This window comes from Jiangella mangrovi (assembly GCF_014204975.1).
In the GTDB taxonomy this organism is placed as follows: Bacteria; Actinomycetota; Actinomycetes; order Jiangellales; family Jiangellaceae; genus Jiangella; species Jiangella mangrovi.
Genome location: NZ_JACHMM010000001.1, coordinates 6,269,318 through 6,283,263 on the forward strand (window position 1 = coordinate 6,269,318; position 13,946 = coordinate 6,283,263).

At 72.7% G+C, this 13,946-nt stretch carries 12 protein-coding genes; 5 read left to right on the forward strand and 7 right to left on the reverse strand.

Annotation, left to right across the window (positions count from 1 at the left end; genetic code table 11):
• Position 1: 1 nt before the first annotated feature.
• The 3 genes from HD601_RS28950 to HD601_RS28960 form a co-directional block, all read right to left on the reverse strand.
• Entirely contained in the window at positions 2-1,123 is a 1,122-nt protein-coding gene (locus tag HD601_RS28950; RefSeq protein WP_184827859.1) for a mandelate racemase/muconate lactonizing enzyme family protein, read from the reverse strand.
• Between the two features lie 476 nt (positions 1,124-1,599).
• Positions 1,600-2,631, reverse strand: coding sequence for a LacI family DNA-binding transcriptional regulator (locus tag HD601_RS28955; RefSeq protein WP_184827861.1), 1,032 nt, complete (start codon positions 2,629-2,631; stop codon positions 1,600-1,602).
• A gap of 50 nt (positions 2,632-2,681) precedes the next feature.
• Positions 2,682-3,461, reverse strand: coding sequence for an IclR family transcriptional regulator (locus HD601_RS28960; protein ID WP_184827863.1), 780 nt, complete (start codon positions 3,459-3,461; stop codon positions 2,682-2,684).
• Positions 3,462-3,512: 51 nt separating this feature from the next.
• Between HD601_RS28960 and HD601_RS28965 the strand changes: the two genes are divergently transcribed.
• The 3 genes from HD601_RS28965 to HD601_RS28975 are packed head-to-tail and all read left to right on the forward strand — an operon-like array spanning position 3,513 to position 7,191.
• Positions 3,513-4,544 carry an Ldh family oxidoreductase gene (locus tag HD601_RS28965; protein WP_184827865.1) on the forward strand — a complete coding sequence of 344 codons (1,032 nt, stop codon included), beginning with the start codon at positions 3,513-3,515 and terminating at the stop codon, positions 4,542-4,544.
• Positions 4,541-5,731, forward strand: a complete 1,191-nt coding sequence (locus HD601_RS28970; protein ID WP_184827867.1) for an iron-containing alcohol dehydrogenase — start codon at positions 4,541-4,543, stop codon at positions 5,729-5,731. The genes HD601_RS28965 and HD601_RS28970 overlap by 4 nt, the downstream gene beginning before the upstream one ends.
• 26 nt (positions 5,732-5,757) lie before the next feature.
• Positions 5,758-7,191, forward strand: coding sequence for an NAD-dependent succinate-semialdehyde dehydrogenase (locus HD601_RS28975; RefSeq protein WP_184827869.1), 1,434 nt, complete (start codon positions 5,758-5,760; stop codon positions 7,189-7,191).
• 4 nt (positions 7,192-7,195) lie between these two features.
• On the opposite strand, the gene HD601_RS28980 is transcribed toward HD601_RS28975, so the two are convergent.
• Positions 7,196-8,068 carry an NAD(P)H-binding protein gene (locus tag HD601_RS28980; protein ID WP_184827871.1) on the reverse strand — a complete coding sequence of 291 codons (873 nt, stop codon included), beginning with the start codon at positions 8,066-8,068 and terminating at the stop codon, positions 7,196-7,198.
• Positions 8,069-8,172: 104 nt separating this feature from the next.
• Here HD601_RS28980 and HD601_RS28985 point away from each other — a divergent pair, with 104 nt between their 5' ends.
• Complete coding sequence (locus tag HD601_RS28985) at positions 8,173-9,150, forward strand: AraC family transcriptional regulator (RefSeq protein WP_184827873.1); 978 nt, start codon at positions 8,173-8,175, stop codon at positions 9,148-9,150.
• Positions 9,151-9,473: 323 nt separating this feature from the next.
• Here HD601_RS28985 and HD601_RS28990 read toward each other — a convergent pair whose 3' ends face one another.
• Complete coding sequence (locus HD601_RS28990; RefSeq protein WP_221441407.1) at positions 9,474-10,388, reverse strand: siderophore-interacting protein; 915 nt, start codon at positions 10,386-10,388, stop codon at positions 9,474-9,476.
• Between the two features lie 71 nt (positions 10,389-10,459).
• The gene (locus HD601_RS28995) at positions 10,460-11,320 is read right to left on the reverse strand and encodes an AraC family transcriptional regulator (RefSeq protein ID WP_184827876.1); all 861 of its coding nucleotides are present in this window, start codon (positions 11,318-11,320) and stop codon (positions 10,460-10,462) included.
• A gap of 124 nt (positions 11,321-11,444) precedes the next feature.
• On the opposite strand from HD601_RS28995, the gene HD601_RS29000 reads away from it, so the two are divergent.
• Positions 11,445-12,227 carry a phytanoyl-CoA dioxygenase family protein gene (locus tag HD601_RS29000; RefSeq protein ID WP_184827878.1) on the forward strand — a complete coding sequence of 261 codons (783 nt, stop codon included), beginning with the start codon at positions 11,445-11,447 and terminating at the stop codon, positions 12,225-12,227.
• 87 nt (positions 12,228-12,314) lie between these two features.
• Here HD601_RS29000 and HD601_RS29005 read toward each other — a convergent pair whose 3' ends face one another.
• On the reverse strand, positions 12,315-13,910 hold the full coding sequence (locus HD601_RS29005) for an ABC transporter substrate-binding protein (protein ID WP_184827880.1): 1,596 nt from the start codon (positions 13,908-13,910) through the stop codon (positions 12,315-12,317).
• Positions 13,911-13,946: the final 36 nt, after the last annotated feature.

The window sequence follows — 13,946 nt, forward strand, 5'->3', positions numbered from 1 at the left end:
GTCAGGCCGCCTTGCGGCTGGCGCGGACCTTGGACAGGTCCAGGCCCTCGATGCCCAGGCCCGGCGCGTCGTCGACGACCGCGGCGCCGTTCTCGACCCGGACGCCGCCGCCGGTGACGATGTCCTCCTCGAGCAGCAGGTGGCAGCAGACGCCGGTGTAGATCGGCCGCTTCGACGCCAGCGCCAGGTGCGCGACGGCGGTGTTGGCCACGCGCATCTCGTTGATCTCGTCGACGATGTAGGCGATGTTGGCCGCCTCGGCCATCTTGATCATCTGCAGGCACGGCTGGATGCCGCCGACCCGGCTGATCTTCAGGCTCACGATGTCGGCAGCCCGGGCGTCGATGACGTTGCGCAGGTCGGCGACCGAGCGGATGCCGTCGTCGAGCATCAGAGGGATCCTGGTGGCGCGCCGGATCTCGGCGGCGCCCTTCAGGTCGTACCCGTCGATGGGCTGCTCGAGGATGAGGTTGCGCGGGAAGCGGGCCCGGCGCTCCAGTACCCCGACGATGTCGAGGGTCTGGTTGACGCTCCACCCCTGGTTGACGTCGATGCTGAGCACGACGTCCTCGGGAATGGCGTCGAGGATCTGGTTGACCAGGGCGATGTCGTAGTCGGTGTCGCCGCTCATCTTCTGCTTGAACGCCCGGTACCCCTGGTCGATCAGCGCCAGCAGGTCCGACGTGGTGTCGTCGTACGTGGCCGGCGTGATGTGCGTCCGCAGCGAGTCGTGCACCCGGCCGCCGAGCAGCTGGTACACGGGGACGCCGAGGGCCTTGCCCACGGTGTCGTACAACGCCATGTCGATGCCGGCCTTCGCCGCGACGTTGCTGATCGGCGAGTGCCGGTCGACCTCCATGAGGATCCGCGTGATCTGCCGCGGGTCCTTGCCGACGATGTGCGGCTTCAGGTACTCGATGCCCTCGATGGTCTGCCAGGCCGTCTCGCCGTAGACCCCGGGCGAGTGCGCCGCCTCCCCGATGCCGACGACGCCGGTGTCGGTGTGGATCTCGACGATGACGTTGGTCTGCTCCGGAGCCTTCGGATAGAACCGCTTGTCGGCCTGGTACTCGGACCGGTAGTTGATCTCGACCGGCGTGGTGACGATCTCAGTGATCTTCAAAATGACCTCCGCAGCACGAACGTCCGGGTAGGTTAACGTTAACTCTGCGGGGATTGTCAACTACCTCGCGGGCACGAACGTTAACGTTACCTCTCCGTGACCGCGGACAGGCTCACGCCCGCCGGTTTCCATGATCATCAACCTTTCGCGTCGCCAGGGCAGCACAAAAGGGTTGTTGATCATGGAGAGCGGCCGGCGAGACCCAACCCCGGCGGAACCGCCTGCCGAACACCACACGAGAACCGTCAGCGGCCAGCGGGACAGGAGTACGGCGGGTCTGAGGGCCGGGTCCATTCCGGGGAGGGGGCCCTGGTGCTGTTGAAGGCGAGGGCGCGGCGGCGCGGGTCAAGTCCAAGCCCCCGACCACAGCGCCCAACGCAACCACAGAGGGCGCGGACTTGAGGCGTGCCGCCGCGCCCTCGACAATCGAGACAGCAGTGGGCCCGACCCACGCCAAGACCCCACCGCCGAACGCGTCACCCCGCGTAGGGACCCGTGCTGGCGCGAACCACGAGCTCGGGCGGCAACGCCGTCACCATGGTGGAGTCGCGGTCGCCGGAGTCGAGCAGCCGTTCGGTCAGCTCGAACGCCCGCCGCCCGATCAGCTCGAAGTCCTGGTGCACCGTCGTCAGCGGCGGGCTGAAGAACGCCGACCCGGGCTCGTCGTCGTAGCCGACCACGCTGAGATCATCAGGGATCGTCCGCCCCAGCTCCCGGGCCGCGGCCATGAAGCCCAGCGCCATCTGGTCGTTCGACAGGAACACCGCACTGACGTCGCCACGCCCCAGGATCTGCCGCCCCGCCTCGTAGCCACTGGTGGCCAGCCAGTCGCCCTCGTAGACGGGCGGGATCTCGCGGCCGGCGTCGGCCAGGGTGGAGCGCCAGCCCTTGACGCGCAGGTCGCTGCCGGTCCAGCCGGCCGGGCCGGACACGTGCCAGACGGTGGGGTGCCCGAGGTCGAGCAGGTGGGTGGTCGCCTTGGCGGCGGCCTCGACGTGGTCCATGCCCATGACGTGCATGCCGACCTCTTCGGGGCCCCAGATGGCCACGACCGGGATGTCGGAGTGCATGGAGCGCAGCGCGTCGCCGGAGGAGCGGTGTGGCGAGATGACGATGATCGCCTCGATGGCCTGCTCGCGCAGCTCGGCCAGCGCCTGGTCGATGCTCATGTCGTCGAGCACGTTGAGGGTGACGACGCTGACGGAGAAGCCGGCCGACCGGGCCGCCTGCTCGACGGAGAACAGCAGGCTGGCCGGGCCGTGGAAGGTCGAGGCGAAGCAGACCACGCCGATGGAGTGGGTGCGCCCGGTGCGCAGTGCCCGCGCGACGACGTTGGGCCGGTAGCCCATCTCGTCGATGATCTTGCGGACCCGCTCGCGGGTGGCCTGGCCGACGCCGCCGCGGCCGTTGATGACGCGCGACACCGTCATGTACGAGACGCCGGCGGCCTCGGCGACCGCGGCGATGCCGGGTTCGCGGCGCGCGGGGCGCCCTGCTCCCTCGTCCATGATCGCCACCCTATCGACGTCGCTCGTCGGTCGTTCGGCTGAGGATAACGTTAACGCGACGCCCGCGGCGGGAGCGCCCGCGGCGGGAGCGCCCGCGCGATCGCCAGCGCCGCGCCGTGCACCGCGGCGGCGAACAGCCGGGCCTGCGACCGGGCCGTCGCCCCCGTCACCGAGACCGCGGCGACGGCGTCCTTCCGGGGCGACAGGATCGGCGCCGCGACGCAGAACAGCCCGGGCTGGGACTCCTCGAGGTCGTAGGCGACCCGCTGCCGGCGGACGGCGGCCAGCTCACGCCGTAGCGCCGCGGGGTCGGTGAGCGTGCCGTCGGTCAGCCGCGTCAGCCCGGCGGCCACGACGGCGTCGACGGTCGCATCGTCGCTGAACGCGAGGATCGCCTTGCCCAGCGCCGTGGCGTGCAGGCTCAGCCGCCCGCCCAGCCGCGAGTGCGGCACCCGCAGCGACCGCCGCGACACCTTCTCGACGTAGACGATGTCGGTGCCGTCGCGCACGGCGAGGTTGGCGGTGAGCCCGGTGACCTCGCTGAGGTCGTGGATGTAGGGCAGCGCGGCCTCGCGCAGGCCGGCCGGGCTGGGGACCAGCGCACCGAGCTCGAAGAGCTTCACCCCGAGCCGCACGCCGGACTCCCCCGCCTCCAGCGCGCCCCAGTCGAGCAGCTCGCGGACCAGCCGGTGCGTCGTCGACCGCGGCACGCCGCTGGCCTGGGCGAGCGCGCGGATGCTCAGCTCGCCGGTGTCGGAGCCGAACACGTCGAGGAGGGCGAACGCGCGCTGGAGCGACGAGTAGGTGTCCTGCTGCACGGGACGGGGCATGGCGGGAGACTAGCCCGGCCGCGACGCTGGCCGCATGAACGAGGACGCACGATGAGCGCCGTCGAGGCGACGGTGACGCGGGTCGGCGCGGCCGAGCTGCGCGCCGCGGTGCACGCGGCGCTGACCGCCGCCGGCGCGGTGCCGGACGAGGCGGCCGTGCAGGCGGAGCAGCTGGTCGAGGGCGACCTGCGCGGGCATCCGTCGCACGGGGTGCGCCGTCTTCCGGTGCTGGTCACACGGCTGCGCGCCGGCCTGATCGTCAGTGGCGCCGGAGTCGGCTGCGAGTGGCGGACGCCGGGGCTGGCGGTGGTCGACGGGCGGCGCGGCTTCGGCCCCGTGGTGGCGCGGCACGCGGCCGGTCTCGCGGTCGAGCGGGCTGCCACGCAAGGCGTCGCCGTCGCGGCGGTCCGCGGCTCCGGGCACGTCGGCATGCTGGCGCCGTACCTCGAGACCATGGTCGACGGCGACTGCGTGGCGCTGGTGCTGACGATCAGCGAGGCGCTGGTCCACCCGTGGGGCGGGGCGCGCGCGATGGTCGGGACCAACCCCGTCGGCATCGGCGTACCGACCGGCGGCGACCCGCTGATCCTCGACATGTCGACGGGCGCGGTGTCGATGGGCCGGATCCTCGACCACGCGGCGCGCGAGGAGGCGATCCCGCTCGGCTGGGCGATCGACGCCGCCGGGGCGCCGACGACGGACGCGACCGCCGCGGCCGGCGGCGCCATCTCGCCGTTCGGCGGGCCGAAGGGGTACGCGCTCGGCGTGGCGCTGGAGACGCTGGTCGCCGCGCTCACCGGCAGCGCCCTCGGCGCCGCCGTCACCGGCACCCTCGACACCGAGCACCCCTCGACGAAGGGCGACGTCTTCGTCGCGTTCTCGGTCGACGCGATGGGCCTCGCGCCGCGGCTGGCCGGGATCGCCGGCTACCTCGACGACGTGCGGGCCAGCGGCGACGGTGCTCCCGTGACGGTGCCCGGCGACCGCGCCCGGGCGACCCGGGAGCGGCACCTACGCGACGGTGTCCCCGTGGACGCGGCGGTGTGGCGGCAGGTTCGTGAGCTGGCGGAGGAGACGGAATGAGCGTGCTGAGACTGCCGGACGCGGTGCAGTTCGGCCGCGGCGCGCGGGCCGGGATCCCGGTCGCGGTGGCGCGGCTCGGGCGGCGCGCGTTCGTGGTCGCCGACCCGGTGGTGGCCGGCATGACGGAGTTCGCGGCGGCCCTCGACGGGCTGAAGGCGGCCGGCGTCGAGGCGCACGTCTTCACCGGCGTGGTGCCGGAGCTGCCGCTGGACGGTATCGACGCCGCGGTGTCGGCGGCGCGCGACGTGCGGCCCGACGTCGTCGTCGGGTTCGGCGGCGGCAGCGCGCTGGACCTGGCCAAGCTGGTGGCGCTGCTGCTGGTGCACCCGGGCCCGCTGTCGGCGTACTACGGCGAGAACGCGGTGCCCGGCCCGGTGCTGCCGGTCGTGGCGGTGCCGACGACGGCCGGCACCGGTTCGGAGGTCACGCCGGTCGCCGTCGTGTCCGACCCCGACCGCGAGCTGAAGGTCGGCGTCTCCGACGCGGCGCTGGTCCCGCGGGTGGCCATCGTCGACCCGGAGCTGACGGTGGGCGTGCCGCCGTCGGTGACCGCGGCGTCGGGCATCGACGCGCTGGCGCACGCCGTCGAGTCGTACACCGCGATCGAGCGGCCGCCGTCGTGGGACGCGCAGCTGCCGATCTTCGTCGGGCACAACCGGCTCAGCTCGGTGCTGGCGCTGGAGGCGGCACACGCATTGGGCGACGCGCTGCCGCGGGCCGTGGCCGACGGCGCCGACCTCGCCGCCCGCGAGCAGTGCGCCTACGGCAGCCTGCTGGCCGGCATGGCGTTCGGCAGCGGCGGGACACACCTGGCGCACGCGCTGCAGTACCCGATCGGCGCGCTGACGCACACGCCGCACGGCGTCGGCACCGGGATGATGCTGCCCTACGTCATGGCGGCGATCCGGCCGGCCTGCGCACCGCGGCTGAGCGCCCTGGGCGCGGCGCTGGGAGCGCCGGCCACCCCGGACGCCGCCATCGACCGGGTCGCGGAGATCCGGGCGGCCGTCGGGATCCCGGCGACGCTCGCCGAGATCGGCATCACCCGCGACCAGCTTCCCCGCATCGCCGAGCTGGCCCTCGGCGTCACCCGCCTGGCTGGCAACTCGCCGCGCCCGGCCACCCGCGAGCTGCTGCTCGCGATCCTCGAGGCCGCCCTGACCGGCGACGTCTCGGCACTCACCTGACTCTCTTCGGCGCCCAGGGGGCACACATGGACTACCGCAGCGACCTCTACATCGACGGCGCCTGGCGCGCGGGCGGCGAGGGCCGCACGTTCCCCGTGCTCGACCCCGCGGAGGGGACGGAGCTGGCGGCGTTCGCCGCGGCCACCGAGGCGGACTGCCTGGCCGCGGTCGAGGCGGCCGCGGCCGCGTTCGAGGGCTGGGCGGCAACCCCGCCGCGCGAGCGCGGCGAGCTGCTGCGGCGCGCGTTCGACCTCCTGACCGCCGAGCGCGAGGTCCTCGCCGAGATCATCGTGCGCGAGAACGGCAAGGCGTTCCCCGACGCGCTGGCCGAGGCGGTCTACGCGACGGAGTTCTTCCGCTGGTTCTCCGAGGAGTCGGTGCGGGTCGGCGGCGACTTCCGCCTCTCCCCCAGCGGCGACAAGCGCATTGTCGTCACCCACCAGCCGATCGGCGTGTCGCTGCTGGTCACGCCGTGGAACTTCCCGGCCGCCATGGCGACGCGCAAGCTCGCTCCGGCGCTGGCCGCAGGCTGCACGACGGTGCTCAAGCCGGCCCGTGAGACGCCGCTGACCGCCGCCTACGTCGTCGACGTACTGGAGCGGGCCGGCGCGCCGCGCGGTGTGGTCAACCTGGTCACGCCGGTGCCGACCGGCCCGGCCGTCGCCGCGATGGTCGCCCACCCCGCCGTCCGCAAGCTCTCCTTCACCGGGTCGACGGAGGTCGGCCGCGTCCTGTTGCACGCCGCAGCGGACACCGTCGTCAGCACGTCCATGGAGCTGGGCGGCAACGCCCCGTTCGTCGTCCTCGAGGGTGCCGACGTCGACGCCGCGGTCGACGGCGCGATCGTCGCGAAGATGCGCAACGGCGGCGCCGCCTGCACCGCGGCGAACCGGTTCTACGTGCACGCGTCGCTGTACGAGGAGTTCGCCGCCAAGCTCACCGCCGCGATGGACGCCTTCGTCCTCGGTCCCGGCACCGACCGCGCCAGCACCCTCGGCGCGCTGGTCTCGCCCGAGGAGCGCGACAAGGTCGCCTCCCTGGTCGACACCGCGGTCACCGAGGGGGCGAAGGTGCGGCTCGGCGGCGACACCGCCCCGTCCGGCGCCGGCGCCTTCTACCCCGCCACCGTCCTCGTCGACGTCGCCCACGGCTCGACGATCAACCGGACGGAGATCTTCGGCCCGGTCGCCGCGCTGGTCCCCTTCGACACCGTCGACGACGCGGTCCGGATGGCCAACGACACCATCTACGGCCTCATCGGCTACGTGTTCGGCCGCGAGGACGAGGCGCTGCGGGTGGCGCTGCGCCTCGACGCCGGCATGGTCGCCGTCAACCGGGGCGTCGCCAGCGACCCGGCCGCTCCCTTCGGTGGCACGAAGCAGAGCGGCCTGGGCCGCGAGGGCAGCTCGGAGGGGATCCTCGAGTTCCTCGAGGAGAAGTACGTCGCGGTGGCGCCGTAGGCGACTACGCGGCGGCGACGGCGTCAGCGACCAGGTCGCGCAGCGTCGTCTCCAACGGAGTGGTGCAGGGGTGGGTCCGGTCGCCGCGCGGGACCAGGAGGCCGCGGTCGGTGGCCTCGTAGAGCGCGACGAGCTCCGCCGCCAGCTCGGGCGGCAGGCCGGCGCCGAGGAAGGCGTCGGTCCAGGCCGGCCGCGGCAGGACGACCACCTCGACGTGCCGGTCCAGCAGCCCGGCCAGAGTCTCGGCCACCTGCCGCTCGGTGTACTGGGGCGTGTCGAGGTCGACGACCTCCGAGGTGAGCGGCGGGTCCGTCAGTGCCGCCGCGACCGCCGCACCGATGTCGCGGGTGGCGGCCATCGGGACCTCGACGTCGGCGGAGCTCGCGAAGACCGGGTAGACGCCGTCGGCCAGGACGGCCGGGAGCACGTCGCCGGCCTTCTCCTGGAAGTGCGGCGAGCGGATCGCCGTCACCACCGCACCGGTGCCGCGCAGCGCGTTCTCCAGGTGGTGCAGCCAGCGGACCGGCCCGGTGCCGTCGGGCAGGTCGGCGCCGTATGAGGACAGCGCGACCACGTGCAGGACGCCGCTGCCGGCGACGCCCGCCGCGATCGCGTCCGCCAGCCCCCGGTGCTCGGCGTCGCCGCCGGTGGCGACGGTGGGCAGCAGGACGAACGCGCCGCGGCAGCCGTCCAGCGCCGCGGCCAGGGCGGCGGGGTCGGTGAAGTCGGCGACGGCGACCTCGGCGGCGCCCGCGCGCCGCCACGCCTCGCCCTGGGCCGGGTCGCGGACGACGGCCCGGACCTGCTCTCCGGCGGCCAGCAGCGTCCGCGCCGCCGCCCCGCCCACGTGACCAGTGATGCCGGTGATCGCGTACATCGGTCTCTCCTTCCGTTCGGGTGAGTCCAGTACAGCGGCGGTGGGCGAGACGATCCATATCTGCTCTGGTCGATTGCATGTCTGATCGTCTAGGCTTCGCGGGTATGGACGCTCTCGCTGACGTGCTCGACGGCGTCCGGGCGCGCTCGGCCGACTTCTGCCGGACGGTGCTCGAGCCGCCGTGGGCGCTCCGGATCACCGACGGCGCCGCCCTCGCCCTGGCGACGGTGCTGCGCGGGCACGCCTGGGTGGTGCCCGACGACGCCGAGCCCGTGCTCGTCCGCGCCGGCGAGGTCGCCATCGTCCGCGGTCCGCACCCGTACACCGTCGGCGACGACCCTTCGACCGCGCCGATGCTGCAGGTGCTGGCCGGCAACGCGCTGCGCACCATGGACGGCGCCGACGTCTCCATGGCCGAGGCCCTCGCCCTGATCGGCCAGGCCGGCCCGGGCGACGCCGAACGCGAGGGCGCCGCCGTCGTCGTCAGCGGCACCTACCAGGTCGGCGGCGACATCGGGGCGCGGCTGCTCAGCGCGCTGCCCACCATCGTGCACGTCCCCCGCGACGCCGACGTCGCCCCCGTCCTCGCCCTGCTCGCCGCCGAGCTCGAGCGCGACGACCCCGGCCAGTCCGTGGTCCTCGACCGGCTGCTCGACCTCGCGCTCATCGCGAGCCTGCGGGCCTGGTTCGCCCGCCCCGAGGCGCAGGCGCCCGGCTGGTACCGCGCCCTCAGCGACCCCGTCGTCGGCCCGGCGCTGCGCCTGATCCACGACGACCCCGCGTTCCCGTGGACCCTCGCCGAGCTGGCCGCCCGCGCCGGCGCCTCCCGGGCCGCGTTCGCCCGCCGCTTCGCCGCGCTCGTCGGCGTGCCGCCCATGACCTACGTGACGGGCTGGCGGCTCACCCTGGCGGCCGACCTGCTGCGCCAGACCGACTCGACAGTCGAGACCATCGCCCGCCGGGTCGGGTACGCCAACGCCTTCGCCCTGAGCGTCGCGTTCAAGCGGGTGCGCGGCACCACCCCGCGCCACCACCGCCTCGGCCCCGACGCCCCCGGCCGGCTGAGCCTTACCGGCGGGTGAACCAATCGGGTGGGTGCGCGTGGTTGCGTTGGGTGGCCCCGTCCCCCTGCTGCCCATTCTCTTGGCCGCGCACCTGCGCCTCAAGCGGACTGATGGCGCTTCGCGCGGAGAAGACCGCTTGACCCGCAGGCGCGCGGCCTAAGAACGGGCAGCTATCAGGGGACGGGGGGAGTCTGGCGACGGGTGCGGGGTTACTGCGTCGTCGGGAGGGACTTTTCCTCGCTATAGCGGGGAGAACTCCCTCCCGGCGAGCGCCGTGGGCGCGTTACTCCTGCTATGGCGGTAGTAACTCGCCCACGACGGACGGGGAGCCCACCACCCATCTAGAGGCCGAGCTTCTCCAGGCGGGCGATGTACTCGTCCTCCTGGTCCTCCTCGTCGGCGTCGGAGTCCCAGGGCTCGAGCAGCCACTCCTGCGTCTTCTCGTCCAGCTCGGCGAGGCGGCGGTTGTACTCCTCGCCGTTGTCGGTCCAGTAGCCGACCACCTTGTAGGCCGACGGCGGCAGCTTCAGCTCGTGCCGGAGGTAGCGGCGGGCGTCGCGCAGGACGGCGGTCTCGCCGGCGACCCAGACGTAGCCGGCGCCGGACGCGAGACCCTCAGGCAGGTCGCACGCGCGCAGCACGTCCGCGAGCCGGCTCGGCCCGTGGCCGTTACCGCCGTGCAGCCAGACGACCTCGACGCCGTCGCGCGCGGGCAGGTCCACCTCGTGCGCGGGCGACGCCACCTCGAAGACCGCGCGGGTCCGCACGCCGGGCGGGCAGCTCTCGAGGATGCGCGTCGCCGCAGGCAGGGCGGCGGAGTCGGCGAGCAGCAGCTGCCAGGTGAAGTCCGCGGGCGCGTCGTACATGCCGGTCGGCGTGTTGAGGGTGACGACGTCACCCGGCCCGGCCGTGCGCGCCCACTCCGCCGCCACCCCACCGTCGTGGACCACGAAGTCGATGACGACCTCGCCGCGCTCGGGGCGGTGGTCGCGGACGGTGTAGGTGCGCATCGGCGACGGCTCGGCGCCGTCGGGATAGGTCCAGCGGCCGTTGTCGTGGATGACCGGCAGGACCGGCTCGGCACCGTCGCCCGTGGGGAAGAAGACCCGCAGGTACTCGTCGCCCACGCCGGTCGAGGCGAAGTCGGCGAGGCCGGGACCGCCGAAGACCACACGCATCATGTCGGCGCACACGGGCCGCGCATCGAGGACCTCGGCACGGAAGAACCGCATGGGCAGATCGGCACCGACGGACATCCGCGCTCCTCGAAGCGACGACAGGGTAAGGAGAGCCTAACCTGTTCGCTGCCCCATTCCGAAGCCCCCGCTCACGGGACGTACTTGCGCTGCAGCTCGAGCCTGAACCGCTGCGGCGAGCTGCCGTACAGGCGGCCGAAGCAGCGGATGAAGTAGGACTGGCTGAGGAAGCCGCAGCGGAACGCGATCCCGGTGACGGTGCCGGTGGTGGTCGCGAGCAGGCCGGCCGCGTGCTGCAGCCGCAGCGCCGTCACGTACTCGGTGGGGGTGACGCCGTAGTGCCGGCGCATGCTGCGCGACAGGTGCGCCGGGCTCACGCAGGCCAGCTCGAGCAGGCGCGGCACGCCGTCGCGCAGGTTCTCCTCGCGGCGCATGGCGGCGCAGGCGGCCGACAGCCACGACGGCGTCGACGGCGACGGGCCGGCCGGGACGGCGGGCGCCTCCGGGCAGACGACCTCCGTCAGCGCCGTCCAGAACCGGACGAGGTCGAGCATGGTCGTGCCGGTGGGGAACCGCCGGGCCAGCGTCTCGCAGGCACGCAGGACGGCCTCGTGGCCGGCCGGCTCGGGGCGCACCAGTGGCGGGCGGGGCGCGTCATCCCAGCGGCGCGGCTCGGCGAGCTGGGCGAGGTCGGCGAACGTGCGCCAGGACTGCGCCGAGAACGCGACGTTGAAGAACTCGACGCCGGTCAGCGGGTCGCCGACGACGGCGTGCTGGTCGCCCGGGCGGACCAGCACGACGTCGCCCGGGGCCAGCGCCTGCCGCTCGGAGCGCAGCCGCTGCTCGCCGGCGCCGCCGAAGACCGCCATGACCTCGTAATAGTCCAGATGCAGGTGCGACTCGGAGACGCCGCGGATGGTCACCCGGGCCACGTGGCAGGGCTGGCCGAGCGCGTGCTCCTGGAACCGGAACCGGGTCACCCCGTCGGGCATGTCACGAGCGTACAGAGCCGCACTCCCCTGCGCTGCGGCGCGAACCGAGGCAGGTCACCACAGTGCAATCGCCTGCGATCAGCGTGGTATCCGCCGGCCGGGATGCGCGCCCACAGTGAGGTGCATGACCCACACCCAGGAACGGCTCACCCCGCGTGAGCACTACGACCGCAACGGCTACGCGATCTTCCGCGACGTCCTCGACCCGGACCTGATGGCCGAGGTCGACGAGCACGTCGCATGGCTGCAGCGCCGCCATCCCGACGTCCGGCCCGAGCAGCTCGGGCACAAGTACGTCAAGGACGACCCGTTCTGGATCCGGCTCGTGAGCGACGACCGCCTGCTCGACATCGCCGAGCAGTTCGTCGGCCCGGACATCGCGCTGTTCGCGTCGCACTACATCAGCAAGCCGCCGTATTCCGGCCAGCCGGTGCTCTGGCACCAGGACGGCTCGCTGTGGCCGCTGGACCCGGTGGAGGTGACGACGCTCTGGCTCTCGGTGGACCACTCGACGACGGAGAACGGGTGCCTGCGTGTGGTTCCGGGCAGCCACCTGCGCAGCTTCGAGCCGGTGCGGGTCAGCGACGAGGTCGAGAACGTCCTCGGCGTGGACATCGAGGTCGACGTCGACGAGTCCGAGGTCCTGGACGTCGTACTGGCCCCCGGCGACGTCGAGGTGCACCACCCGAACATCGTGCACGGCAGCAACGCCAACACCTCGCCGCGACGACGGTGCGGGCTGACCATCCGCTACATCCCGACGTCGACCCGGATCACCCACCCGGAGCAGCCGTTCCCGAGCGCGTTCCTGCTGCGCGGCGAACCGGGCGTGAACGTCTACCAGCCGCGGCCGCGCTACGTCGAGGGCACGCATCTGGCCTTCCGCGGCTGCGAGGACTGGGGCTAGAACTCTGGGCCCAGGCGCCCGGACCCAGCACCCCGGCGGACCCAGGCGTCGCGGGCGGCCACCGCCCCCCGCGACACCGGCGCCGTCCTAGGCCTTGATCTTCCAGTCGCCCTGCCCCCAGAAGGCGCCGTCCTTGGCCTTGAAGTCCTCGACCCGGGTGTTGTGCGCCCAGAGCGAGTACGCGTTGTAGAGCAGCGGGTAGGAGATGGTCTGGTTGTCCTGCCGCGCGGCCTGCTCGTACAGCTCGCGGCGCTGCGCCTCGTCGGCGGTGGCGTTGGCCTCCTTCATGAGCGCGTCGAACTCCGGGTCGCAGCCGTAGCCGATGTTGCCGCCGGCCGGGAACTGCTGGTCGCAGCCCGTGATGCCGTAGTTGAGCCACGGGTCGGCCGCGCCCGCGCCGCCGATGAGCATGTCGTAGGTCTTGTTCGTGTACCCGTCGGCCATCTCAGCACCCTGGACGTTGCTGATGGTGACCTTGACGCCGATCTGGCCCAGCTGGTCCTGCAGGATGGTGGCCGCCTGGTCCTTGTCGCGCGCGCCCGGGATCATCATGAGGTCGATGGTCCGGTCGAAGTCCCAGCCGGCCTCGGTGAGCAGCTGGGTGGCGCGGTCGGGGTCGTACGCGTACGGGTCGACGTCGTCGGGCGTCCAGGCCGGGCCCAGGATCGAGTTCGGGACCTTGCCCTGCCCGCCCAGGACGGTGTCGACGATGCCCTGCCGGTCGATGCCGCACAGGATCGCCTGCCGCACCCGCACGTCGGCGAAGTAGGGCTTGGCCTGGTTGACCACCAGGCGCTGCAGGACGATGCCCTCGATGGTGGTGACCTCGACGCCGTCCTGGCCCTCGACCGTCGGGAGGTCCGTGGCCGAGATCGAGGCGATGTCGACCTCGCCGGTGCCGAGCTGCGCGACGGCGACGTCGGACGTGAGCGGCTTGAGGAAGACCTTGTCGATCTGGACCTCGTTCTTGAAGTACGACGGGTTCTTCTTCAGCTCGACGTACTGGTCGGTCTTGTACTGCACGAAGACGTACGGGCCGAGGCTGACGTTCGGGTTCATGAAGAACGGGTTCTGCGCCACCGACTCGATCGGGTCCGCGCCGAGGATGTGCTCGGGCAGGATCCAGTGCGAGCTGATCTGCATGAGGAAGCCGTAGTTCGGGTCGACCGTCGTGACGACGAAGGTGTGCTCGTCGGGCGCCTCGAAGCCGGAGATGCTCGTGGCCGTGCCGGCGGTGAACTCCGCGACACCCTGCACCACCTTGTAGACGCCGGCGGCGGCGTTGGTGCTCTTCGGGTCCGCGTAGGTGTTGAACGTGAACAGGACGTCCTTGGAGGTGAACGGGGTGCCGTCGCTCCACTCGAGCCCCTGGCGCAGGTGGAAGGTGAACGTCCGGGCGTCCTCGGACACGTCGAAGCTCTCGCAGAGCATCGGCTGCAGGACCTCCTTGTCGTCCGCCTGGACCAGTGCGTGCCAGATGAACGACATCACCTGCTGGTCCGGCGCCGAACCCGGTGCCAGCGGGCTCCAGATCTTCGGCTTGCCACCCAGGTAGACGTTGACGACGCGCTCGGCCGCCCGGGCCGGCGTGTTGTTCGTGGGGTCGGAGCAGCCGACCAGACTCGCCGCCGACAGTAGTGCCGCGGCGCCCAGCAGCTCCCGACGCGAGATGTGTGTGGCCATGAGGACCTCTCAGTGTGGTGAACAATCGCCGGATTC

Bases quoted from the DNA above. Each gene is read 5' to 3' on its own strand.
- HD601_RS28955 (WP_184827861.1), bottom strand. From the start codon at position 2,631: ATGGACGAGGGAGCAGGGCGCCCCGCGCGCCGCGAACCCGGCATCGCC.
- HD601_RS28960 (WP_184827863.1), bottom strand. From the start codon at position 3,461: ATGCCCCGTCCCGTGCAGCAGGACACCTACTCGTCGCTCCAGCGCGCG.
- HD601_RS28965 (WP_184827865.1), top strand. From the start codon at position 3,513: ATGAGCGCCGTCGAGGCGACGGTGACGCGGGTCGGCGCGGCCGAGCTG.
- HD601_RS28970 (WP_184827867.1), top strand. From the start codon at position 4,541: ATGAGCGTGCTGAGACTGCCGGACGCGGTGCAGTTCGGCCGCGGCGCG.
- HD601_RS28975 (WP_184827869.1), top strand. From the start codon at position 5,758: ATGGACTACCGCAGCGACCTCTACATCGACGGCGCCTGGCGCGCGGGC.
- HD601_RS28980 (WP_184827871.1), bottom strand. From the start codon at position 8,068: ATGTACGCGATCACCGGCATCACTGGTCACGTGGGCGGGGCGGCGGCG.
- HD601_RS28985 (WP_184827873.1), top strand. From the start codon at position 8,173: ATGGACGCTCTCGCTGACGTGCTCGACGGCGTCCGGGCGCGCTCGGCC.
- HD601_RS28990 (WP_221441407.1), bottom strand. From the start codon at position 10,388: ATGTCCGTCGGTGCCGATCTGCCCATGCGGTTCTTCCGTGCCGAGGTC.
- HD601_RS28995 (WP_184827876.1), bottom strand. From the start codon at position 11,320: ATGCCCGACGGGGTGACCCGGTTCCGGTTCCAGGAGCACGCGCTCGGC.
- HD601_RS29000 (WP_184827878.1), top strand. From the start codon at position 11,445: ATGACCCACACCCAGGAACGGCTCACCCCGCGTGAGCACTACGACCGC.
- HD601_RS29005 (WP_184827880.1), bottom strand. From the start codon at position 13,910: ATGGCCACACACATCTCGCGTCGGGAGCTGCTGGGCGCCGCGGCACTA.